The following is a 21,780-nucleotide window of genomic DNA, read 5'->3' on the forward strand; positions in this document are numbered from 1 at the left end:
GCCGCCGCCCCCACGACCGCTCCGTCGTTCTCTGGCCGGGATCCTTCCCGGCAGACCGGTGGCGGCCGGTGAGCGCGCGGTGCCTCCCCGGGGGCGGTGCCTCCTGCCGGTGTCCACGGGCGGCCACGGACCAGCGGCTGGCCGGGGCGGCCACCCCGGCCACCCCGGTCAGCCGTGGGCGGGGGCCTCGGCCCCGGGCGCCGGTGCGGCGTCGACGGGGCGTGCGGGCCCGTCCCGGCCGACGGCGGGAGCCGGCACCGAGCCGAGCGCGACCGGCTCCGGCCGTCGCCGGTCGGCGGCCCAGGCGATCACCGCGATCACCGCACCCGAGGCGGCCAGCCCCGAGCCGACCAGGGTCGGCGAGGTCCAGCCGAGCCCGGCGTCCAGGGCCAGGCCGCCGAAGTACGCGCCCTGGGCGTTGGCCAGGTTGAACGCGCCCTGCACGGTCGCCGAGGCCAGGGTCGGGGCGTTGCGCGCCTTCTGCAGCACCAGGGTCTGCACGGCCGGGACGATCGCGAAGCCGAAGAGCCCGACCAGGACCACCGTCACGGCGGCGGACCACTGGGTGCGGGCGGTCACCGTGAAGAGCGCCAGCGTGGCGGCGAGCAGCAGGAAGGCGGCGCAGACGGTCGGGCGCAGCGCGCGGTCGGCGGCGAAGCCGCCCAGCACGTTGCCGATCGTCATACCGACGCCGAAGAGCGCCAGCACCAGCGTGACCGACCCGGTCGCGTACCCGGAGACCTCGGTGAGCAACGGGGTGATGTAGCTGTAGCAGGCGAAGAAGCCGCCGCAGCCGAACACCACCGTGGCCAGGGCCAGCCAGAGCTGCCCGCTGCGGAACGCGCTCATCTCGTGGCGGAACCCGGACTGCGCGGGGGAGGGCAGCTCGGGTACCAGTCGCGCGATGGCGACGGTGCCGAGCACGCCGATCGCGACCACCACCAGCATGGTGGCCCGCCAGCCGAGGTGTTGGCCGAGCAGGGTGGCGGCGGGCACCCCGATGATGTTGGCGACGGTCGGCCCGGAGAACATCACGGCGACCGCCCGGGCCCGCCGGTGCGGGGCGACCAGTTCGGCGGCCGCCACGGCCCCGGCGCCGAAGAACGCGCCGTGCGGCAGCCCGGTGATCACCCGGGCCGCGGCCAGCGACCAGAAGTCGGGCGCGACCGCGCAGAGCAGATTGCCGGTCGCGAACAGGCCGGCCAGCGCGATCAGCACCGCCTTGCGCGGCCGGCCGGCCGTGAGGGCGGTGAGCAATGGGGCGCCGATCACCACACCGATGGCATAGGCGGAGATCAGCCATCCAGCCCGGGGGATGGAGACCTGGAGGTTCTCGGCCACCTGGGGGAGCAACCCCATGGCGGCGAATTCGGTGGTGCCGATGGCGAACGCGGTGACGGCCAGGGCGACCAGCGCGAGTGGCAAGGGGGTACTCCGGGGTGACGCCCGGACGGGAGCCGGGCAGGGAGGTGCCGGCACGGCATCGGGCCGGTGAAGTCGGGGAGCGTACCGGCCGGCAGACCGGTGGGGGAGCGGGGCCGGGCGGGGGTGAAGGGCGATTGGTTCGTGCGAAATCCTCATCCGGTCGGATGACACCACCGGGTGCTGCCCATGGCGGTCCGGTGACGCACGGGGGTCGCCGGCGGAGCTTCCGCGCGCGAGACTGGGGTCATGTGCCGCAGTATCAAGACGCTGAGACCTCCCGTGACGCCCGACGCCTCGGACGAGGACTTCCACGCGGCCGCCCTCCAGTACGTGCGGAAGGTTTCGGGGTTCCGTGCCCCGGCCGCGCACAACCGGGAGGCCTTCGACCGCGCGGTGGAGGCCGTCGCCGAAGCCACCGCCCGGTTGCTCGACGAACTGGAGGTCCGCGGCGGGTCCGCCCGGTCCACCAGGGCCGCGGCCTGATCCGGCGGCGGGCGGCCACCGGCCGGTCCGGCGTGGCCAACACGTCCGGCGCGGTCGGGCGCGGTCCCGCGCGGACAGCATGGCGCGGACAACAGCGACAGCTGCGACAGCTGGCACCAGGTGGGACGAGGAGATCGGTGATGAGCCCCGCGAACCGTTACGCACTGACCTTCCCGGGTACTCCCGGTACCCAGGCCCCGCAGGACGTCGTCGTGGTCTCCCGCACCGGCATGACCGGTCCCGGCGGCCACCCCGTCTACGAGGACGCCAGCGGCATCGTCCGGGCCGAGATCAGCGACGCGGGCGAGGTCCGGATGCTCGCCAGCGGGGGGCACCAGTCCCCGCACTTCCCGGTGCACGCCGAACCACTGCCGTAGCGCCCGCCGGCCGGCGGGCGCCACGGCCACCGCCGCTCGACCCCCGTCGGGTGCCCCGCGGTGGCCGTCCGGGCTCCCCGGCCCCGGGCCGGGCGGTTGTGCGGGCCGGGCCTCGGGCAGAATCGGCCCATGACCACAGCGAGTTGGCAGGGCACGGTCGTCGCGCAGAGCGACGACACCACCGTCGTCGAGGGCAACCACTACTTCCCGGCCGGATCCGTGCGCACGGAGTACCTGCGCCCGTCGGGCACCACGACCGTGTGCGGTTGGAAGGGCACGGCCGAGTACTACACGCTGGACGTCGACGGGCAGCGCAACCCCGACGCGGCCTGGTACTACAACGACCCGAAGCCGGAGGCGGAGCACGTTCGCGGCCGGGTGGCCTTCTGGCGCGGGGTGGAGATCACCGAATAGCGCGTACCACCGCGGCCCACCGGGTACCCGCAGAGCATGGCAATCTTCAGGAGACCGGGACGCTCCCGGCAGTTGAAGCCCGCCCCCGAGCCCCCGCCCGAGCAGGTCGCCGACCAGGTCGCCGAGGAACTGGCCGAACTGGTCGAGGAGCTGGAACGGCCCGCCCCCGTCGAGGGCGGGCCGGCCAGGCAGGTCGCCGAGTACCGGGCGGGGCGCGGCCGACGCCGGGCCGCGGCGCTGCTCGGGACGGTCTCCCGCCGGCTCGGCAGCGGTGGGAAGGCCGCCGCGAAGGGGGCCGCGTACGGGAGCCGGGCCCTCGCCGACCAGCTGATGCACGCGGCGCCGCGCATCCCGGTGCGGGACCTGGCCACGCTGCGCGCCCAGCACCCCGGGGCGGCGGACGCCGAGCGGCTGGCCGATCTGCTGGTCACCGGAGCCAGCCGGGCCTCCGGAACGCTCGGCGCCGGCGTCGGCGCCGCCGCGATGCTGCCGGTGCCGCCGGCGATGGCGGTGGAGATCGCCGCCGAGACGCTCGCCGTCGCGGCGGTCGAGATCAAGCTGATCGCCGAACTGCACGAGGTGTACGGCTTCGCCGTGCAGGGCACGGCCACCCAGCGGGCCTCCGCCTACGTCGCCGCCTGGGCCAACCGCCGGGGCATCGACGCGACGCTGCTGGTGAAGCCGGCCGGGTTCGCCGCGATGGCGCTCGGCGCCGAGGTCCGCCAGCAGGTGCGCAAGCGACTCACCCGCAGCACGCTGCGCCGGCTGCCCTCGTTGATCCCCCTGCTGGTCGGGGCGGGCATCGGTGCCACCGTCAACCGGCGCGACACCCGCAAGCTCGCCCGCGAGGTGCGGGCGGACCTCCGGCGCCGGAGCGGGGCGGACGGCGGGTACTGGGCCGCCGCGGCCCCGGTCCTGCGGGGTGGGACGGGTCGCTGAGGCTCCCGGACAGCCGGCCACCGCCGGGCGCGGGCCGGCCCGGCGGTGGCCGGCTGTCCGGCGCCTTCAGGCGCGGGCACCCGCAGGCCGCTCCCTTCCGGCGTCGACGCTCCCGTGTCGACGATCCCGGCGCGGACCCTTCCGGCGCAGACCAGCACCCGGGCGCGCACGGCCGACCGCCCGGCGGGCCGGGCGGTCGGGGAGCGGAGCCCTTGGGGCGGGCTCAGACGCCGGGCGCCTGCGGGGCGGAGGCCCCGCGCCCGGTCTTCACGGTGTTGACCATCGCCTGGTGGATCGCCCGCGCCGTGATCTCGTCCGCCGCCGGCACGGGGCTGCCGGCCACGGTGTACCAGTCCAGTGCCCCGGTGTACTGCACGGTCAGCCGGGCCTCGCCGTCCACCCAGGTGGTGTGCACGGTGAGGTCGCCGGAGATCGGGCCGACCTCCGCGGTGGTGACTCCGCCCGGTCCGCTGATGATCGACTGGGTGGTCCAGGTGGCCCAGGACGCCCGTGGATCCCCGGGTGTCCCGATCGGCCGTCCGCCCTGCGCCGCTGCTGCGCTCTGCTGCTCGCTCATGCGCCCATCCTTCCCCGCCGTGTCGCCGCCCTCAGGGCAGCGACACCCGCGGTCGCGGAGGCCGCCCGTGCGGCGGGCGGCCTCGTGGGAATCCGTTCGTCCTGAACGGTCAGCTGTACGTCTCGGGCTCCTCCAGAGGATCGCCCTCCGCTTGCGAGGTGTCCTGCGCGTGCTGGTTCTGCATCGAGGTGATGCCCTCCTCGGGGTCGGCCGCGCGGACGTCCTCCTCCCGATCGACGCTCACCTCGGACCGTGCGCTCATATCGGTCATCGCGGGCTCCGTCTCCTCGGCCGGCCGGGGTCGCCCGAGGGCGCCGCGGAGTCCCGCGGCGCGGGCCGGCCACCGGACCGGGCTCCTGTCTCGCCCTTCAAGCCTGCCTCGGTGCCCGCGCCACGGCCAACCGAACCGCAGGGCCGCCGCGCCACGGCCGACCGGACGGAACCCGCCCGACCCGTCCGACGTGCCCGACGGCGCCTGTGACACCTCTCCTGCCCGGCCGCGGCCGGGCCATGCCTGCCCCGGACCGCGGATCCGATCCGGCGGCCGGTCTCACCAGGCGACCGGCAGTGCCTCCAGGCCGTAGACGAACGCCTCCGAGCGGAAGACCGGCTCGCTCTCCGGCGCCGCGAGCCGCAGCCCGGGCAGCCGCCGGAAGAGCGTGGCCAGCGCGATCTGCAGCTCCGCCCGGGCCAGCGGCTGGCCCAGGCACTGGTGCACGCCGAAGCCGAACGCGAGGTGGCGCCGGGCGTCCCGGTCCACGTCCAGCTCGCCGGCGGGGAGCTGGCCGGGCGTCCCGAACAGCTCCCCGTCCCGGTTGGCGGTGGAGAGCATCGCGACCACGCCGTCGCCGGCCCGGATCCGGACGCCGCCGAGCTCGACGTCCTCGACCGCCAGCCGGGGCAGACCCATGTGGACGATGGTGAGGTGGCGCAGCAACTCCTCGACCGCGCCGGGGACGGCCGACGGGTCGGCCAGCCGCGCGGCCTGCTCGGGGTGGCGCAGCAGCAGGAGGGTGGAGAGCGAGATCATGTTGGCGGTGGTCTCGTGGCCGGCGACCAGCAGCAGCAAGCCGGTCGCGGCGATCTCCTGGAGGCTGAGGTCGTCACGGGCGGCCAGCCGGCTGAGGATGTCGTCGCCGGGGCGGCGCCGCTTCTGCGCGGCGAGGCCGCCGAGGTAGTCGATCAGCTCGGTCTGGGCCCGGCGCACCTCCTCCTCGGCCGCCGTGGTGCTGAGCAGGAGGCGGCTGAGGTCCTGGAACATCTGCCGCTCCTCGTACGGGACGCCGAGCAGCAGGCAGATCACCAGGGAGGGCACCGGCAGGGCGAAGCCGCTGACCAGGTCGGCGGGGCCGCCCGACGCGGTCATCCGGTCGAGGGCCTCGTCGACGATCCGCTGGATCTCCGGGCGCATCGCCTCGACCCGCTTGACCAGGAAGTCCCCGGTGACCATGCGGCGCAGCCGCGCGTGCTCGGGGTCGTCGAGACGCAGGAAGTTGGGGTTCGCGGCGATGATCGCGCGTCGTCCGGGCGTGATGGACGGGAACTCGGGGCGGCGGACGTCCGCGCTGAAGCGGCGGTCGGAGAGCACCGAGCGGACTTCGTGGTAGCCGGTCACCAGCCAGCAGGAGGTGCCGTCCAGCAGCTCGGCGCGGGTGACGGTGGCCTCGCGGGCGGCCTCGGTGTAGACGGGGGGCGGGCTGAACGGGCAGACGCCGTCGTGGGGGGCGGGCAGCAGCGGGGCGGGGGCGGTGGGCGTGCTCGTCAAGGTGGGGTCTCCTCGCGTGGCGGAGCGGCAGGCGGCAACGGTTCGACGGCCGGAGCCGGGGGGCGGCGGCCGCGTGGGGGTGGTGGACCGGGTCGGCCGGCGGGCGCGTCAGGCGGTCGCGGAGCCCGCGTCGTCCCCGTCTCTGTCCGGGGTCTCCTCGGCGACGGTGATCGCGCCGCCGGGGCAGAGCTCGGAGGCCAGCCGTACGTCGGCGTGGCGCACGTGCGGCAGGACGGCCAGGCGGATCCTCACGAGGCCGTCCCGGTCGTCCTGTTCGAAGACGTCCGGCGCCGTGACGACGCACTGGCCGGAGCTGCAGCAGCGGTCCTGGTCGATGCTCACCTGCATGTACGGACACCTCTCAGTGGTGTGGCACCGGATCGCCCGGGCCGGTCGCCCCCCGCTGTCCTTGTCAACCTAGCTGTCGCTCTGTCGCACACGAAGGGTGCTCCGCCACACTCGCGCAGAATGGCCGATTCCACTCCTAATCCGAACAAAGCTCTGGCAAAAGGAGTTTGACCGATCGTCATCACCCTTCGGGGGCCGGGCCGAGACCCTCCGCCGCGGCGATCTCCCGTACCGTGGCCACGGTGTCCGCCTCGGCCGCGCTCTTGTCGGGCCGGTAGCGGAGCACCCGGGCGAACCGCAGGGCCAGCCCGGCGGGATAGCGCGGACTGCGCTGGAGGCCGTCGAAGGCGATCTCCACGACGAGTTCCGGCCGTACCCGCACGGTGTACGCGTCGCGTTCCACCTCGCGGGCGAGGAGTTCCACGGTCTGCCGGGCGAGTGTCTCGTCGGTCAGGCCCTTGAAGGTCTTGCCGAGCATCACCCAGGGGCCGAGGCCGGGTTCGCCCGCCGCCCGGGCGCCGAGGTGGAGGTTGCTGAGGAAACCTCGCCGCCGGCCGCTGCCCCACTCGGCGGCCAGCACCACGAGGTCCAGGGTGTGCCGCGGCTTGACCTTGATCCACCCGGCTCCGCGCCGACCGGCCGCGTAGCCGGCCGCGGGATCCTTGGCCAGGACGCCCTCGTGGCCCAGCGCCAGGGTGTCCCGGAAGAAGGCCAGCGCCTCCTCCCGGTCGGCCGTCCCGGTGCGCGCCACCCGCAGTGCGGCCGGCGCCGACTCGTCCAGGGCCTCCCAGCGCTCCCGGCCGGGCCGGTCCACGAGGTCCGCGCCGTCGCGGTACAACAGGTCGAAGAAGTAGGCGCTGAGCGGCACTTCGGCACGCAGCCGGGCCGGGTCCTGCCGGGACGCGGTCCGCGCGGCGGTCTCCTGGAACGGGCGGGGCCGGCCGTCGGGGCCGAGCGCGATGGCCTCGCCGTCCAGCACCGCCGAACGGACCGGCAGGGCCAGGGCCGCCTCGACCACCTCGGGCACCCGGGCGGTGATGTCGTCCAGGCTCCGGGTGAACACCGCCACGTCGCGGCCGTCCCGGTGCACCTGGATCCGGATGCCGTCCAGCTTCCACTCCAGCGCGGCCGGGCCGATCCGGTCGAGCGCCGAGGCGACGTCCGGCGCCGAGGCGGCCAGCATCGGCCGGACGGGCCGGCCGACCTCCAGCCGGAAGGCCGCCAGCGCGGGCTCGCCGCCGGTCAGCGCCGCCTCCGCGACGGCGCGGGCCGACCCCCGGAACATCAGCGCCCGTCGCACGGCCGCGGCCGGGACGCCGGCGGCCCGGGCGACGGCGTCGGCCACCACCGAGTCCAGCGCGCCCTGGCGCAGTTCGCCGACCAGCACGGCCCGCAGGAAGGCCTGCTCGACGTCGGTGGCCCGCCCGAACAGCGCGGCCAGCAGCCGCGCCCGCTCGGCCCGGGCGCCGGTGCCGTGCACCGCGGCGATGGCCTCCAGGGCCCGTTCGGCCTCCCGGACGCCCCAGGACGGTTCGGCGGCGGCGGGCGGCAGGTCGCGCAGGGCGGCCGGTCCGACGCCGGTGCGCAGCCGGTGGGACTCGCCGGAGAGCAGCGCCACCGCCGCCGGGGCCTCGGCCGGGCCGAGTTCGCGCAGACAGTCCGCCAGCAACGTGGTCTTGGCCCGGCGGCCGGGCTCGCCCGCCACGGCGCGGGAGGTCAGGGCCAGGTACCGGAGCAGCATGGGGCTCCTCGGAGAGGCGCGAACGCGGCTTGTCCCGCGCGAGGCTCCAGCATCGGCGACGTGGCCCGCCCCGGATCGCAGGACACGCGCCCGCACCGGGGCGAGGGACCGGCCCCGCCCTCCTGCGGGCGGGGCCGGCGGTGGACGGTGTGCCCCGGCCGGTGAGCGCGGGTCAGAACCAGTGCAGGCAGTGCGGGGGACGCTCGGCGCGGAACAGGGCGTCGGCGAGTGTGGCCGCGCCCGGACGGTGGGCCAGGACGTGTCCGGCCCGTACGAGCGTGCTCGGGGCGGTGCCGCCGAGGTAGATCGAGCCCAGGTCGCTCATGTCCAGGGACAGGTCGGGCTCCCGGCCCGTCGGGACGCAGTCGGCCCTGCCGTCCCGGACGGTCAGCAGGTAGCGGCCGTGCTCGCCGAGGAACGGGTCGTCGACGTCGAGGACGAGCTCGCCGTCCGTGAACCAGCCGCGCGCGGTCAGCGCGCGTGGGACGTCCAGCAGCCGCAGCCAGAGCCCGTCGTTGTCGTTGCTCACCTGGCCGGCGCGGAAGTCCGCGAGCTGCCAGCGCAGTGGGTGCTCGGGCGGGACGTTCCTGAACACGACCCGGCCGACCAGGTCGTGTCCGAGCAGGAACCTGGTCAGGGCCGTGGCGGCGGCGTCGTCGGTGGCGATGGTCTCGTCGACCGTCAAGGTGTCGGCCTCGCCGCGCCAGTAGCTGGCGTACCCGTCCGGGACGCCGTCGGCGTCGCGGTGGACGGCGACGTAGCGCTGCACCGGAGCGACCGGGGGCAGCCCGCCGCCCAGGGCCCACCAGCGGTGCGGCCGGGACAGCGCGCCGGGCTGCGCGCGGCGATACCGGTCGTAGACCTCTTCCAGGATCCCGCCGCACTCGGCACGCCGCAGCAGCTCGACCGAGCCGGTCGCCGGCGCGTCCGCCGCGCCGCGCGCCCGGGGGTGGGTGAGGGCGGCCTGGTGACGCGGCACCGTCAGCCGCGCCCCGTAGGTCGCCGGCCCGTAGCCGAACCTGCGGTAGATCAGGGCCTGGGAGGCCAGCAGGACGGAGAGGAACTCCCCGCGGGCCCGCAGCTCGGTGAGCTGATGCCGCATCATCGCGCTGAGCACGCCCTGGCGCCGGTGCGTGGGCAGCACGCCGACGCCGGTCACCCCGGCGGCCGGGGCCAGGACCGCCCCGGGCAGGGTGAGCTCGAAGGAGTACGCGCCGGCGGTGCCGACAGGCCGCCCGTCCGGCGTCAGGGCGAGCAGGCCGCGGTCCATTTCGAACGCCGACCACCAGGCCTCGGCACCGCTCTCGGTCGGGGTTTCCCGGAAACGGCCGAACGCGGCGAGGAGCGTGTCGACGAAGACGTCGAAGTCCTGGTCGGTCGTGGAACGGATCTCCATCGGTGCCGCTGTCTCCTCTGCATTCCGGCGCCACGAGGCGCGGCGCCGGTCACAGTGCAGCCGTGCCTGCGGCGCCGGGTCAAACGAATTTCGCGGAGGGCGGCGCGGCCCGGGACCGTTCCGCCGGGTAGGGGGGCGGTCGGGGTTCTTGGCCGGACCGTCCAGCCGCCGGGGCCCGTCGGGCCGTCATGCCGGCCCGACGGCCGCCGTGGTGCACCACCGTGCCGCTGCCCCCGCCGACCCCGGAGGCCGAGCTGCCCGCCGCCGCCGACGCCCGCTGGGGCGCCGGGGCGCCCGGGAACACCGGGTTCGACGCCTGGCGCGAGCTGTTCCGGGGGTACCGCGACGTCTGCCGGGTGCCGGTCCCGGACGCGAGGGCCGAGCCGGTCCGGTCCTGGCTCGCCGACCCGGCGCACGGCCCGGCGCACGAGTCGGAGCGCCTGCTGGTCCGCGCCACCGCCGGGACGCCGGTCGGCCTGGCGCGCCACCGTCCGTTCGTCCGGCCGCTGCACGGCGCGGCCGCCGGGTGCCCGGACGACCTGTTCGTCGGCCCGGCCGTGCGCGGCGCCGACGCGGTGGACGCGCTGCTCGCCCGGCTGAGGGCGATCGCCGCCGGGCGCGGCTGGAGCGCCGTGCGGTGGATCACCGCCGCCGACCACCACCGGGCCCGCGGCACGTACGACCAGGTCGCCACCCGGACGATGTGCGTCACCTACGACCCGGCGCCGGACGCCGCCGGCCGAGCGGGCTCCGGAGCCCGCTCGGCCGGCGGACCCGGAGGATCGGAAATTCGTTCGTACTTTCTGTTATCGGCGCGCGGCCGGGAGGTCTCCCAGGTGTCGGCACCCGGACCGGCCGACCCGAACAGGAAGTGTGCCCAGGTGAACAGCGAAGACAGGACGACGATCCTCCCCGCCGCCGGGGGCTCCGGTGCGCCCGGCGGCCGCGCGGCGCGGCGGGCGGCCGACCGGCACCGGGGGCGCGGCCGTCGGGGCCGTCGCCGGCGGGGCATCGGCCCGGTGCTGGCGGTGGCCGCCGCGGTGGCCGGCACCGGAGTCCTCGCCGCGCTCGGCGGCGCCGGGTACGTCGTGTACGGCGACCGGGACGGGCAGCAGGCGCTGGCGCTCGACCCGCAGATCGCGGCGGAGGCCGGGGACCACAACGGGATCCAGGTCCCCGGCGCGGGCTTCGGCGCCCCGGCGCTGCCCCCCACGCCCTCCGACAGCCCGTCGGCCGGCGACGCCGCCCACGCCGCCTCCGCCACCCCGGTGCCCACCGCCGCGGCCACGGCGGGCCAGAGCCCCTCGGCCGGCGCCGCCACCGCGAGCGCGTCCGCACCGGCCACGGCGAGCGGCAGGCCGACCTCCGCCGGGACGACGGCGGCCACCGCGAGCACGGTCCCCAAGGCGTCGGCGAGCTCCGCCGCGAGCCCGGGCCGGACCACCGCCGCCCCGACGAGCGGCGCCACCGGCGGGGGCTCCACCGCCCAGCAGGTCGTGGACCTGGTCAACGTCCAGCGCGCCCAGCACGGCTGCGGACCGCTCACCGCCGACTCCCGGCTGGCCACCGCGGCCCAGGGCCACAGCGAGGACATGGCCGCCCGCGACTACTTCGACCACGCCAGCCCCGAGGGCTACCACGCCGACCACCGGATCGAGGCCACCGGCTACCGCTGGAACAGCTGGGGCGAGAACATCGCCCGCGGCCAGAAGGACCCGGCCGCCGTGATGGACGCCTGGATGAACAGCCCCGGCCACCGTGCCAACATCCTGAACTGCTCCTTCAAGGAGATCGGCGTCGGTGTGAAGACCGGCTCGGGCGGCCCCTGGTGGACCCAGGTCTTCGCGTCCCCGTCCTGACCGCCGGGCCCGCCCGGACCCCCGTTTTCCGAATCCGCGCGAATTGTTGTTATCTGAGCAGTCCCCCGAGGTCTCCGAGGAGGCAGCGGCGGACGGATGACGGCAAGACGGAGTGCTGACCCATGAACGTTGACGTGCAGAGCAGGACCGGGACGACCCTGGTACTGGCGGCCCAGGCGGGCGACCGGCAGGCCCAGGAGGCGCTGGTCGCCGCCTGGTTGCCGCTGGTCTACAACGTCGCGGGCCGGGCGCTGAACGGCCACGCCGATGTGGACGACGTGGCCCAGGAGACCATGATCCGCGCGCTGGACGGTCTGGACGGCCTGCGGGATCCGGAGTCCTTCCGCTCCTGGCTGGTCGCGATCACCATGAACCAGGTCCGCCGACGCTTCACCGGCCAGCAGCAGAGCACCGTCGGCGGCCTCGACGAGGCCTGGGACCTCGCCGACCCGCGGGCCGACTTCACCGACCTCACCATCCTGCGGCTGGGCCTGTCCGGTCAGCGCCGCGAGGTCGCCGAGGCCACCCGCTGGCTGGACCGGGACGACCGGGAACTGCTCGCGCTCTGGTGGCTGGAGGCCTGCGGCGAGCTCACCCGGGCCGAACTCGCCGAGGCCCTCGACCTGACGCCGCAGCACACGGCCGTCCGGGTCCAGCGGATGAAGAAGCAGTTGGAGGCGGGCCGGGTGGTGGTCCGGGCGCTCACGGCCTACCCGCGCTGCGCGGAGCTGGTCGAGCTGACCGCGGGCTGGGACGGCACCCCGGACTCGGTGTGGCGCAAGCGGATCGCCCGGCACATCCGGGGCTGCGCCGGCTGCGACGGGCTCGGCCGCGACCTCTTCCCCGCCGAGGGCCTGCTGGCCGGCCTGGCGCTGGTCCCGATCCCGCTGGACTCGCCCACCGGGCTGCAGCTCCAGGCCGCGGCCGCCGCGGCCACGCCCGCTCCGCCGACAGGCGCCGGGGGCGGAGCGGGGAGCGGCGCCGGGAACTCCGGGGCGCCCGGAGGCGCCGAGGGGCGGTTCGGCCCGGTCCGGCGCCGGACCGCCGTCGCGGGCGGCACGGCCGCGGTGCTGGCCGTCGCCACCCTCGCCATGGTGTGGCCGCACCACCCGCAGCCGGAGCGGGCCGCGCCCGAGCCGACCACCCCGAGCGCCGTGCCCGACACCCCGCTCGCGGCCGCGATACCCGCGCGGCCCGTGGCGGAGCCGCCGCTCGCCGAGACCCCTCCCGCTCCCGTGGCGGTCGCGCCGACCCCGACCGCCACCGAGTCACCCGCGGCCGTCACCGCGTCGCCGTCACCGGCCACCGCCCGCCCCACGCCGCCCAGCCTGGAGCGCCAGCTGGTGGACCTGGTCAACACCGAACGCGCCAAGGCCGGCTGCGCCCCGCTGCGGATCGACCCCAAGCTGCACGCGGCCGCCCAGAAGCACACGGACGACATGGTGGCCCGCGGCTACTTCGACCACGTCAACCCGGACGGCGCCCGTGCGGACGCCCGGTTGTCGGCGGCCGGGTACCGCTGGTCGCAGTGGGGGGAGAACCTCGACCGGGGGCCGAGCGCACCCGGCACCGTGGTGTCCCGGTGGATGGACGGCGGGATCCACCAGTCCAACATGCTGGACTGCGGCTTCAAGGACGTCGGCATCGGTGTGGCCACCGGGCCGGCGGGACTCTACTGGACGCAGGACCTCGGCGCCCCGCTCGGCTGACCGCCGGCGGCGACGAGGGCCGGTCCGGCGGCCGTCAGGAGGGCAGCCCGATCAGGCCGTCCGCCTGCCCGGTCACGTGGCCGGTGGCCTCGCCGACCACCCCGCCGGCGTCGCCGACCTGCCCCTGGACGGCGTCCGGCGCCGTGGTCAGGGTGCCGCCCTGCTGGAGCGGGCCGGTCAGGTCCCCCTGGCCGCCGATCGCGCCGGCGTGCGCGGCGGGAGCGGTGAGGGAGGCCACGACACCCACGGCGAGCGAGGCGACGGCGAGCATGCTGCGCTTCTTCATGTCCCGCCCAACGACACTGCGCCACCCGGGTTACGGGTGGTCCGGCGGCTTCACCCGTTCTCGTCGTCCCGGCCCGGGCCCAACCCGGCGAGCGCGGCGTCGATCCGGACCAGCCGGGGGTGGTCCGGGCCGAGCCGGGCGGCCAGCACGGTCCGCGCCTCGACGAGCAGCCCGCGCGCCCGGTCGTCCTCCCCGGCGGCCGCCAGCACCCGGCCCAGCCGCCACCGGTTCTCCCCCCACGCGGGGTGGTCGCGGCCGTGCACCCGCTCGTGCAGCTCCGCCGCCTCCGCCAGCGCCCGCAGCGCCTCCGGCCGGCGGCCCCGCGCCGCGAGCAGCATCCCGGACACGTCCAGCGCGGCGGCCAGCCGGTGCGGCCGCCGGTCCGCCCGGCCACGCCGGTAGGTCAGCACCGCCTCGTCGATGGCGGCCACCGAGACGAGCTGACGGGCCCGCAGTTGGTGGTAGGTGTCCGGCAGGCCCGCCCCCGGGGTCTCCAACTGTTCGAAGTACGCGCGCATGGTGTCGACCAGGGTCTCGCTGGCCTCCATCACGAGGTCCAGCGACTCCACGTCCTGGTCGGTGCCGGCCCTGCGCAGGCTCTGCGCGAGCAACTCGCACGCCACCAGGCTCGGATGGCCCTGGAGCAGGGACAGGCGGGCGCGGTCCTGCCGGATCACGACCTCCAGCACGCTCGGCACCCGGAGCAGGTACGAGCCTAGGCGCAGCAGTTCCGTCCACGCGCGGTCCAGGCGGTCCGCGGCCAGGTCGAGCCGGCCGCCCTCCAGCTCGGTCAACGCCAGCTCGCGGTCGATCGCCACGCCGGTCAGGGCCCGCTCGCGGTCGAGGGCGGCAGCCGGCCGCGGCAGGGCCTCCCGGCCGGTGTGCTCCGCCCCGCCGGGGCGGTCGAGGGCGCGACCGGCGGCCCGGAGTTCGCGCAGCGAGCCCGCCGGGTCGCCCAGGTCCCGGCAGATCCCGGCGGCCACCCGGAGAGGTTCGCCAGCGCCTGCCGCGTCCGCGCCCGGGCCTGCCGGGTACTGGGCGCCGACCCGGAACACCTCGGCGAGCAGCAGCATCGAGTCCAGCTCCTCCTCGCCGACCGGGGTGCTCCGCCGGCGCAGTGACCCCTGGTAGATGAGGTAGGCCTCGGCGGCGCCGAGGTCGCCCTGCCGCGCGCGGAACCGGGCCAGCCGGTGCAGCAGCGTCGAGCGCCGGGCACCGTCGGCCGGGTCGTCGTCGGTCCGCTGGACGACGACGTGGGCGTGCGGCAGCAGCGCGGTGCAGGCCGCCCGGTGCTGCGGTGACGTCCGGTCGGGGGGCAGGCCAGGACGGCCTGCAGCGCCGCCCGTGCCCAGCCGCGCCGCTGAGTGGGTGTCATCCCGGCCCGGACGGCGCGTTGCAGCTGCTCGTGGACGTGGATGGCGATCGAGCCGCTGCGGCTGTCGGGTGCGATGCGCAGCAGCCGGTCGGCGGAGAGCCGGGTCAGCACATCGGTCAGCGGAAGGCCGTCGGGGGCGGCGGCTCCGGTGTCGGGGTGGCCGGCGGCCGCCAGCAGTCCCTGGGTGATCAGTTCGAGGCTGAGGCCCTGGGGGGCGAGGAAGGCGCAGACCGAGAGGACGGCCAGGCCCCGCCCGTCGCCCTCGGCGAGCCGGTCGAGCAGTGACCGGTACGGCAGGGTCGGTTCGGGCCGGGCACCGGGCGCGGCCGGGTTCGCGGCCCGGACGGCCGTGCTCTCGGACGCGCGGGCGAGCAGTCCGGGCAGCGCCGCCGGGTCGTCCTCGGGGGTCGGCCGCCGGACCGGTCGCCCCGGACCGGTGCCGGCCGCCGCCGCGCAGGGGCAGGGCGTGGTCCTCCAGCGCGCGGCGGTCGGAGCTCTCGATCCGGGTGGTGATCAGCACGCTGCCGTAGCCATCGGGCGGCCAGTGGTCGCCGACCAGGGTGCGCGGCGAGTAGCCGGCCATCCAGCGCTCCTGCTCGGGCATCTCCCCGCCGAGGTCGTCGATGACGACGAGCCAGCCGGGGTGCTCGGTGAGCCACCGCCCCGGCTCGGCGCCGGCCTCCGGCCGCTGGTCGGCCGGGGTGCCCGGCGCGGTCACCGCGAGGCCCTGGAGGGTCGTGAGCTCGGCGAAGGACCGCGCGAGCCGTTCGTGGCTGCTGCCGTCCACCCACCAGACCAGCGAGTAGGACTCCCGGTGCAGACGGGCGTAGGCGAGGGCCAGTGCGGTCCTGCCGGCCCCGGGCGGGCCCTGGACGACGCAGAGCGAGCGCTCGGGGGCGGGGCGGGGCGGTCGGCGGACCGGGCGGCGGAGGCGCTGCTCCCGGGGTGCAGGATCCGCTCGACCTCGACGAGTTCGCTCTCCCGGCCGGTCATGTCGGGGCGGTCCGGTGGCAGGTTGCTCCAGGTCGGCCCGGCCTCGGCGGGCCGGCCCGTGCTCTGCGGGACGGGGGCCGGCGCGGCGGCGCCGCGTTGCCACCAGCGGCGGCGGGCCGGCTGCGGCAGGGCCTCCAGCAGGATGTCCTGGGCCGTGATCGGGACGACGAGCTGTCCGGCCGGGCGGTGGCGGGTGTCCGTCGCCTCGGCGGCCGGCCCGACCCGGGCGCCCGCCGGCAGGGTGACGGCGAGCCGCTCGGCCAGCGCGCCGTCCGCGCCACCGAGGCCGCGGAGGACCTCGACCGCGACCTCGGCGAACGGGACGCTGTGCGCGGGCAGCACCGGAGCCCCGGTGCGGGCGGTGTCGGCGAGTGCCGCCAGCGCGCGGAAGTCGAGGGTGCCGAAGGTACTGGCGACCGAGTGGGAGACCCCGGCCAGCACCCGGAGCACTTCGGCGGACTCGCCCCTGGTCAGGGTGGACAGCAGCCTGCCGCGGACTCCGGGGCGGAAGTCGTAGAGCACCGCAGCGCCGTCACCTCGGCGTGGACGAGCGCGCCCCCGCCGAGATCCACCGTGATGACGTCCCTCACCTGTGACCCCCCTCGGTCTCGATGTACGGCAGCGTTCAGCGTAGGGGGGTGGACCAGCGGGGCGACATAACTATCCGATGATCAAAGGGTTCTGATTCGGTCTCAGCTTCCGGCCGGTCCTCCCCATGGGTCCGGTGCGCCCGGTCCCACCCCGGATGCGGACGGCTTTTCGGTGGCGGCGGGCATAGGAGGGCGTTTGGATGGGGAGGGGTGGGGAGGCAAATCCGGCAAACCTGGCAAAACATAGGAGAGTCTGATTCTGTCGAGTATGTCGAGGCAACCGCGACAAGAAGGGCATCCGATGCACGCAGCCGAGCTCACGCCTGCCGTCCTCGCCGAACTGCGCCGCCCCCGGCGCTACCCGGCCGTCTCCGTCCTGCTGCCGACCCACCGCAGCGAGCCCGACAACACGCAGGACCCGGTGCGCCTGCGGAACCTGATCGCGGAGGCCAAGAACCGGCTGCACGCGGACGAGGCGGTCTCCCGGGCGGACCGGCTGGACGTGGTGGAGCAGTTGGACCGGGCCCTGCGGGAGGTCGACCTGGTGCACGCCGAGGACGGTCTGGCGATCTTCGCGGCGCCCGGCGAGCACCAGGTCTGGTCGCTGCCGCGGACCGTCGCCGCCCGGGTGGTGTTCTCCGAGACCTTCCTGACCCGCAACCTGGTCTCCGCCTACACCGCCGGCGCGCCCTACTGGGTGCTGACGGTCGCCGCCGACCGGGTCGCGCTGTTCGGCGGGACGGGCCCCCGGCTGGTGGAGCACACGGCGGGCGGCTTCCCGCGGGACCAGGTCGGTCCGGACTGGGACGTCGAGCGAAAGGAGCGGATCGGCGACGTCCCGAGCACCTTCCGCGACGAGGAGACCCGCCGCTTCCTGCGGGAGGCGGACACCGCTCTGGCCGCCGTGCTGGAGGCGGACGCGCGCCCGCTGTACGTGCTCGGCGAGGCCGCGGCGCTCGCGCTGCTGGACGAGGTCGGCACCGCCGTGAAGCGGGCCAGCGCCCAGGTGCCGCGCGGCGGCCTCGGCCACGCGGCCGCCGCCGCCGTCGCCGAGGCCGTCCGCCCCACCGTGGCGCAGCAGGGGCAGCAGGCCGTCGCCGAGCTGCACACGCGGCTCGACTCGGCCCAGAGCGTCAAGGGGCTCGCCGCCGGGATCGACGAGGTCTGGCAGAGCGTGAGCGAGGGCCGGGCCGCCCTGCTGGCGGTCGAGGAGGACTACTGGGAGCCGGTGCGGGTCACCGACAGCCATCTGGTGCCCGCCGCCTCCGGTGAGCCGGACGTCCGCGACGACATGGTCGACGAGATCGTCGAGCGTGCCCTGGACACCGGCGCCAAGGTGCAGTTCGTCCCCTCCGGGGAGCTCGCCGGCCGCGGTCGGATCGCCGCCGTCCTGCGGTACTGACCGCCGCCGTCCCGCGCTACTGACCACCACCCGCCACGGGCCCGGCCGGACGCCACCGGCCGGGCCCCGGCCGTCGCCGGGGCGGCCGCGCGGGGCACGCGACGGCCCTCCCCGGCCGCGGGATCACCGCGAGCAGCCCCGGTCCGGCGGCGGGTAGGCGCCCCGGCAGTCCCGCCGGGGCCGGTCGCCCTTGCTCGGGCGGCGGCGGGCGCAGACCCGCTGGGACGGCGGGCGGCACGCCCGGGGGCTCGGTGCCGGGGAGGGGGAGGAGGTGGCCGGGGTCGGCCCGGTGGGCGCACAGCCCACCAGGAACAGCATCAGGCCGACGAGGATCCGACGGAGCAGGGCCATGGCGGGACCGCCTTCGGGACGCAGGGGAGGCGAGGGGGAACGATCAGTTGTGCGAGCTTCCGGTGGCGACGACGGAGGCGCCGCCCGTGACGCGGACCGAGGTGACGACCCGCTGGACCAGCTCCACCGTCCGGGCGGAGGGGCGGTTCAGGCAGGCGGTCAGCTCGACGACCGTCACCGCGCCGGCCACCGTGACGGTCCGGTGGCCGGTGAGCTGCCGGGTGCCACCGCGCAGGCCGCAGTCCTTGGCGAGCGCGGTGTCCTCGGCCGCGGCGGCGGTCCAGGCCAGCTTCTGGGTGTGCGCCGGGTCGTCGAACAGGGTCACGGCGACCAGCACGCCGTCGGTGTTCAACGCCTCCAGCGGCGCGCAGTCGACCTGCCATGGCGGACAGTAGGGGGCGACCTTCAGCGGCTGGTTGGCCGTGAACCCGGTGCCGCTCAGCGGTCCGCCGGCCGGCATGATCAGGGTGGACCAGCCCCTCGGCACGTCGAGGATCACCCCGCGGAGCTCCGGGAACAGCACGGCCTGCGAGCCGTCGGAGGGGCTCGGAACACCGCTCGGCGAGACGCTCGGCAGGTGGCTCGCGGCCGTCGGCGGCGGGCTCGGCGACGGGACCCCGGCGGGGGCCCCGGCCGCGGTCGGTCCGCCGGTCGCGGGGCGCAGGATGGTGGGCCCCGGTGAGGGCGCGGTGGCCGGCGCGGCGGCCAGGGCGGCGGCGAGCAGGCCACCGGTCAGTCCGGCCCCGAGACCGGCCGCCCGGCGCCGGCGGCGGTTGCGGGCGGCGCGTTCGCGGACCCGGTCCATCCGGTCGTCGGGCGTCGGAAGGTCGGGGACGGCCCGGCGCAGCAGGACCCGTAGTTCGTCCTCCACCTCGGCGTCGGCCATCCGGGGGTCGTCCCGGTCGTCGGGCCAGGGGTCGCGGCGCCAGGGCTCGCCGGGGCCGGTGCGGTCCGGACCGGCGCGGTCGACGTCAGACCAGGTCACGCCGTCCCCCGTCCAGCAGCAGCTCCCGGGCGGGCAGCTTGCCGCGCAGGGCCTGCAGGGCCCGGTGCGTCTGGCTCTTGACCGTGCCCGTGGTGCAGCCCAGTGCCTCGGCCGTCTCCTCGACGCTCAGGTCCTCGAAGTACCGCAGCACGACCACCGCGCGCTGCCGCGGCGGGAGGGCCCGGACGGCGGCCGCCACCACCTGGCCGACCACCAGCTCCTCGAACGGATCCGAGCCCGTCGGTTGCTCCGGCAGTTCGCCGTGCGGCAGTTCGCCGTGCCAGCGGCGGCGCCACCAGGAGACGTGCGAGTTCACCAGCACCCGACGGACGTACGCCTCCGGCCGGTCGATGGAGATCCTCTCCCACCGCGGCCAGACCTTCGCCAGCGCGGTCTGCAGCAGGTCCTCGGCGAGATGCGGATCGCCCGTCAGCAGCCAGGCCATGCGCAGCAGGCGCGGGCTGCGGGCGGCGACGAACTCCTCGAAGTCCGGTGTCGCATCCCTCATCGTGCCGCCCCCGCCATGGTGCTCCCGTCGTTCCCGCCGTCATCGCCGGCCGCCGCGGCCGAGTCGTCGTTGTCCTTCTCACGGCTGCTGAACGCGATGGGAGGCCGTTCGGGTTGCCTGCCGGGGCCGCCTATTTTCCAGCAGCGCGTCACGGGCCCGGCACGGCGGCCCCGGTCCTGGGCGCGGGGCCGGACCGGAGCGGTGCACGGACGGGTGCGCGGCGGGCCGGACGGGTGCGTCGCGGGCCGGCGCGGACTTGGACGGCCCGCGCGCCGGCCGGAACTCGGCCGGGCGGCGGGCGGGCCGTGGGTCCACGATGCGCCTGGGGCCCCAGGCCGTACAGGGGCGCGCGGTGGGCGCCCAGGCGCACCGGACGGGCGCGCCGGTCCTACGGCGGGGTCCTCGGGTCCCGGACTCCCCGGGGCGCGGCTCAGAGCGTCCCGGTGCCGTGCGGCGCGGGGGTGAGCCGGTCGGCCGCGCCGTCGGCCGGGGTGACCGGCGTGACGGTCCAGTCCGGGTGGCCCGGCATGGCCGGGGTCCGGTCGCCGTAGAGCCAGTCGCCGAGGAAGGCGGAGAGGTCCTGACCGGACACCTGCGAGGCGGTGCGGATGTAGTCCGCGGTGGTGGCGGTGCCGTCCCGGTACCGGCTCAGGAACGTCCGCTCGATCCGGTCGAAGACGGCCGCGCCGACCCGCTCGCGCAGTGCGAAGAGCACCAGCGCGCCGCCGGTGTACCGCTGGCTGTCGAAGAGGTCGGCCGCGGTCGGCGCGGCGACCGGCCCGGAGTCGTGGCGCCACTGGTCGCCCTTGGCGTACACGTCGCGCATCCGGTCGGCGAGGGTGCCGAAACCGCCCGAGTCCGGCCAGCCGCGCTCGTACCGGTACATCAGGCCGTAGAAGTCGGCGTGCCCCTCGTTCAGCCAGAGGTCCGCCCAGGTGCGCGGCGAGACGCTGTCGCCGAACCACGAGTGCACCAGCTCGTGCATCATGTGCGAGCCGATCACCGGCTCGGCCTGGCGCAGGAAGTTCGGCTTGTAGAGGGTCAGGGTCTGCGTCTCCAGCCCGGTGAAGTCGAACGCGGCCGGGTCGTCGGTGTTGGCGGGCAGCAGCCCGTACGTCTCGAACGGGAACGGTCCGAGGTGCTGCTCGGCCCAGTCCAGCTGGCCGGGGGTGAGCGAGAGGGCCGGCTCCAGCGCGGCGGCGCGCGCGGTCGGGACGACGTCCCGCAGCGGCAGCCCGCCCGGGCCGGTGCGCTCGCGCACCGTGTAGTCGCCGACCGACACCTGGACCAGCTCGGTCGCCATCGGTGCCCCCTGGGAGTACCGGCGGGTGGTCTGCCCGTCGGGGTGCCGCTCGGTGGCGGTGAGCCGGCCGTTGGCCACCCCGAGCAGGCCGTCCGGCGCGGTGACGGCGATGGTGAAGGCGGCCTTGTCGCTCGGGTGGTCGTTGCACGGGAACACGGTGTGCGCGCTGTCGGGCTGACCGGCCACCGCGAAACCGTCGGGGGTGGGCACCCAGCCGGTGTGCGGCAGCTTCGCCGCCGGGTCCGCCGAGTAGTCGACCGTCACCCGTACGGTGGCGCCGCGGCGCACCGCCCGGGCCGGGACGACGGTCAGCTTCTCGTCGTGCGCCCGGAACGTCGCGGGCCGGCCGTCGACCCGGACGGCGTGCACGTCGAGGCCGAGCGCGTCCAGCTCCAGGCCCGGCAGCGCGGTGAGCGCGCGGGCGGTCACCACGGTGGTGCCGTCCACGGTGCGGCTGTCGGGGCGGTAGCGGAGGTCGAGGTCGTAGCCGAGCACGTCGTAGCCCGCGTTCCCGAGCAGGGGGAACACCGGGTCGCCGACGCCGGCCGGCGTCGGGGCGTCCGTCGCGGTGGCGCGGGCCGGCACGGTGGCGCCGAACACCGCCGTCGCGACTGCCAGCGCGAGGAGGAGGCGGGAACGCGGCCTGGCCAGGGTGATCACCGCTTTCGTGGGGTGTCCCGGGTGGGGCACCGACGCGGGCCGGTGCCACGGAGCGACCTTTCGAGCACGGATCGTAGCGGACGGGTCGGACGGTCCGGGACGCCGCGCGACACGCGGCGTCCCCCGGACGGCCCACCGTGGTAGCCGAGCGGCTGCGGGCTGTCATAGCGTTCGAGGTGCCCCGCCCCCTGACGGACGGGGCCACGGCCGTCGGAGTACCTGGCCAGGTCCGGCGGCCGTTCCTCATGTTCTCATCCCTGCCCGTCGGGCGACTCCCGAGCGGGCGGCGACGCC

22 protein-coding genes are annotated in these 21,780 nt (G+C 76.2%); 8 read left to right on the forward strand and 14 right to left on the reverse strand.

Translation table 11 applies throughout. The features are described from left to right. Nucleotides 1-168: 168 nt before the first annotated feature. Nucleotides 169-1,425, reverse strand: a complete 1,257-nt coding sequence (locus ACIQTO_RS19755) for an MFS transporter (RefSeq protein ID WP_402389392.1) — start codon at nt 1,423-1,425, stop codon at nt 169-171. A 246-nt stretch (nt 1,426-1,671) separates the two neighbouring features. Here ACIQTO_RS19755 and ACIQTO_RS19760 point away from each other — a divergent pair, with 246 nt between their 5' ends. From ACIQTO_RS19760 to ACIQTO_RS19775, 4 genes are all read left to right on the forward strand, one after another. Continuing rightward, nucleotides 1,672-1,908 carry a DUF2277 domain-containing protein gene (locus ACIQTO_RS19760; RefSeq protein ID WP_402389395.1) on the forward strand — a complete coding sequence of 79 codons (237 nt, stop codon included), beginning with the start codon at nt 1,672-1,674 and terminating at the stop codon, nt 1,906-1,908. Between the two features lie 140 nt (nt 1,909-2,048). Next, nucleotides 2,049-2,285, forward strand: a complete 237-nt coding sequence (locus tag ACIQTO_RS19765) for a DUF6296 family protein (RefSeq protein WP_402389397.1) — start codon at nt 2,049-2,051, stop codon at nt 2,283-2,285. A gap of 129 nt (nt 2,286-2,414) precedes the next feature. Then, a complete protein-coding gene (locus ACIQTO_RS19770) occupies nt 2,415-2,699 on the forward strand; it encodes a DUF427 domain-containing protein (protein WP_402389400.1) in 285 nt (94 codons plus the stop codon). A gap of 36 nt (nt 2,700-2,735) precedes the next feature. After that, nucleotides 2,736-3,638 carry a hypothetical protein gene (locus ACIQTO_RS19775; RefSeq protein WP_402389403.1) on the forward strand — a complete coding sequence of 301 codons (903 nt, stop codon included), beginning with the start codon at nt 2,736-2,738 and terminating at the stop codon, nt 3,636-3,638. Between the two features lie 223 nt (nt 3,639-3,861). Here the strand turns inward: ACIQTO_RS19775 and ACIQTO_RS19780 are convergent, their stop codons facing one another. The 6 genes from ACIQTO_RS19780 to ACIQTO_RS19805 form a co-directional block, all read right to left on the reverse strand. Continuing rightward, complete coding sequence (locus tag ACIQTO_RS19780) at nt 3,862-4,215, reverse strand: hypothetical protein (RefSeq protein WP_402389405.1); 354 nt, start codon at nt 4,213-4,215, stop codon at nt 3,862-3,864. Nucleotides 4,216-4,324: 109 nt separating this feature from the next. Then, nucleotides 4,325-4,486 (reverse strand): hypothetical protein, encoded by a 162-nt coding sequence (locus ACIQTO_RS19785; RefSeq protein ID WP_402389407.1) that lies wholly within the window; start codon nt 4,484-4,486, stop codon nt 4,325-4,327. A 279-nt stretch (nt 4,487-4,765) separates the two neighbouring features. Beyond that, nucleotides 4,766-5,980, reverse strand: coding sequence for a cytochrome P450 (locus ACIQTO_RS19790; protein ID WP_402389410.1), 1,215 nt, complete (start codon nt 5,978-5,980; stop codon nt 4,766-4,768). A 108-nt stretch (nt 5,981-6,088) separates the two neighbouring features. Further along, nucleotides 6,089-6,328, reverse strand: coding sequence for a ferredoxin (locus ACIQTO_RS19795; RefSeq protein WP_402389413.1), 240 nt, complete (start codon nt 6,326-6,328; stop codon nt 6,089-6,091). Nucleotides 6,329-6,509: 181 nt separating this feature from the next. Then, complete coding sequence (locus ACIQTO_RS19800; protein WP_402389416.1) at nt 6,510-8,069, reverse strand: ATP-dependent DNA ligase; 1,560 nt, start codon at nt 8,067-8,069, stop codon at nt 6,510-6,512. Between the two features lie 172 nt (nt 8,070-8,241). Further along, nucleotides 8,242-9,465: a GNAT family N-acetyltransferase gene (locus tag ACIQTO_RS19805; protein ID WP_402389419.1), complete on the reverse strand. Its 1,224-nt coding sequence runs from the start codon at nt 9,463-9,465 to the stop codon at nt 8,242-8,244. Nucleotides 9,466-9,686: 221 nt separating this feature from the next. Between ACIQTO_RS19805 and ACIQTO_RS19810 the strand changes: the two genes are divergently transcribed. After that, nucleotides 9,687-11,324: a CAP domain-containing protein gene (locus ACIQTO_RS19810; protein WP_402389422.1), complete on the forward strand. Its 1,638-nt coding sequence runs from the start codon at nt 9,687-9,689 to the stop codon at nt 11,322-11,324. A gap of 122 nt (nt 11,325-11,446) precedes the next feature. Beyond that, a complete protein-coding gene (locus ACIQTO_RS19815; protein ID WP_402389424.1) occupies nt 11,447-13,033 on the forward strand; it encodes a sigma-70 family RNA polymerase sigma factor in 1,587 nt (528 codons plus the stop codon). Between the two features lie 34 nt (nt 13,034-13,067). On the opposite strand, the gene ACIQTO_RS19820 is transcribed toward ACIQTO_RS19815, so the two are convergent. Together ACIQTO_RS19820 and ACIQTO_RS19825 are read right to left on the reverse strand one after the other, a co-directional pair. Then, nucleotides 13,068-13,319 (reverse strand): hypothetical protein, encoded by a 252-nt coding sequence (locus ACIQTO_RS19820; RefSeq protein ID WP_402389426.1) that lies wholly within the window; start codon nt 13,317-13,319, stop codon nt 13,068-13,070. 50 nt (nt 13,320-13,369) lie between these two features. Continuing rightward, on the reverse strand, nt 13,370-14,392 hold the full coding sequence (locus ACIQTO_RS19825; protein WP_402389428.1) for a tetratricopeptide repeat protein: 1,023 nt from the start codon (nt 14,390-14,392) through the stop codon (nt 13,370-13,372). Between the two features lie 320 nt (nt 14,393-14,712). Between ACIQTO_RS19825 and ACIQTO_RS19830 the strand changes: the two genes are divergently transcribed. Beyond that, complete coding sequence (locus ACIQTO_RS19830) at nt 14,713-14,979, forward strand: hypothetical protein (protein ID WP_402389430.1); 267 nt, start codon at nt 14,713-14,715, stop codon at nt 14,977-14,979. Nucleotides 14,980-15,408: 429 nt separating this feature from the next. On the opposite strand, the gene ACIQTO_RS19835 is transcribed toward ACIQTO_RS19830, so the two are convergent. Next, nucleotides 15,409-16,209 (reverse strand): hypothetical protein, encoded by an 801-nt coding sequence (locus ACIQTO_RS19835; RefSeq protein WP_402389433.1) that lies wholly within the window; start codon nt 16,207-16,209, stop codon nt 15,409-15,411. Between the two features lie 369 nt (nt 16,210-16,578). Here ACIQTO_RS19835 and ACIQTO_RS19840 point away from each other — a divergent pair, with 369 nt between their 5' ends. Next, complete coding sequence (locus ACIQTO_RS19840; protein WP_402389435.1) at nt 16,579-17,679, forward strand: chemotaxis protein; 1,101 nt, start codon at nt 16,579-16,581, stop codon at nt 17,677-17,679. A gap of 123 nt (nt 17,680-17,802) precedes the next feature. Here ACIQTO_RS19840 and ACIQTO_RS19845 read toward each other — a convergent pair whose 3' ends face one another. From ACIQTO_RS19845 to ACIQTO_RS19860, 4 genes are all read right to left on the reverse strand, one after another. Continuing rightward, complete coding sequence (locus ACIQTO_RS19845) at nt 17,803-18,030, reverse strand: hypothetical protein (protein WP_402389437.1); 228 nt, start codon at nt 18,028-18,030, stop codon at nt 17,803-17,805. A 43-nt stretch (nt 18,031-18,073) separates the two neighbouring features. Then, complete coding sequence (locus ACIQTO_RS19850) at nt 18,074-19,015, reverse strand: hypothetical protein (RefSeq protein ID WP_402389439.1); 942 nt, start codon at nt 19,013-19,015, stop codon at nt 18,074-18,076. After that, nucleotides 19,002-19,523, reverse strand: a complete 522-nt coding sequence (locus ACIQTO_RS19855; RefSeq protein WP_402389441.1) for a SigE family RNA polymerase sigma factor — start codon at nt 19,521-19,523, stop codon at nt 19,002-19,004. The genes ACIQTO_RS19850 and ACIQTO_RS19855 overlap by 14 nt, the downstream gene beginning before the upstream one ends. A 430-nt stretch (nt 19,524-19,953) precedes the next feature. Then, nucleotides 19,954-21,486, reverse strand: a complete 1,533-nt coding sequence (locus tag ACIQTO_RS19860) for a M1 family metallopeptidase (protein WP_402389443.1) — start codon at nt 21,484-21,486, stop codon at nt 19,954-19,956. Nucleotides 21,487-21,780: the final 294 nt, after the last annotated feature.

Origin of the sequence: Kitasatospora sp. NPDC091207, assembly GCF_044768625.1 — a bacterium.
Lineage (GTDB): Bacteria > Actinomycetota > Actinomycetes > Streptomycetales > Streptomycetaceae > Kitasatospora.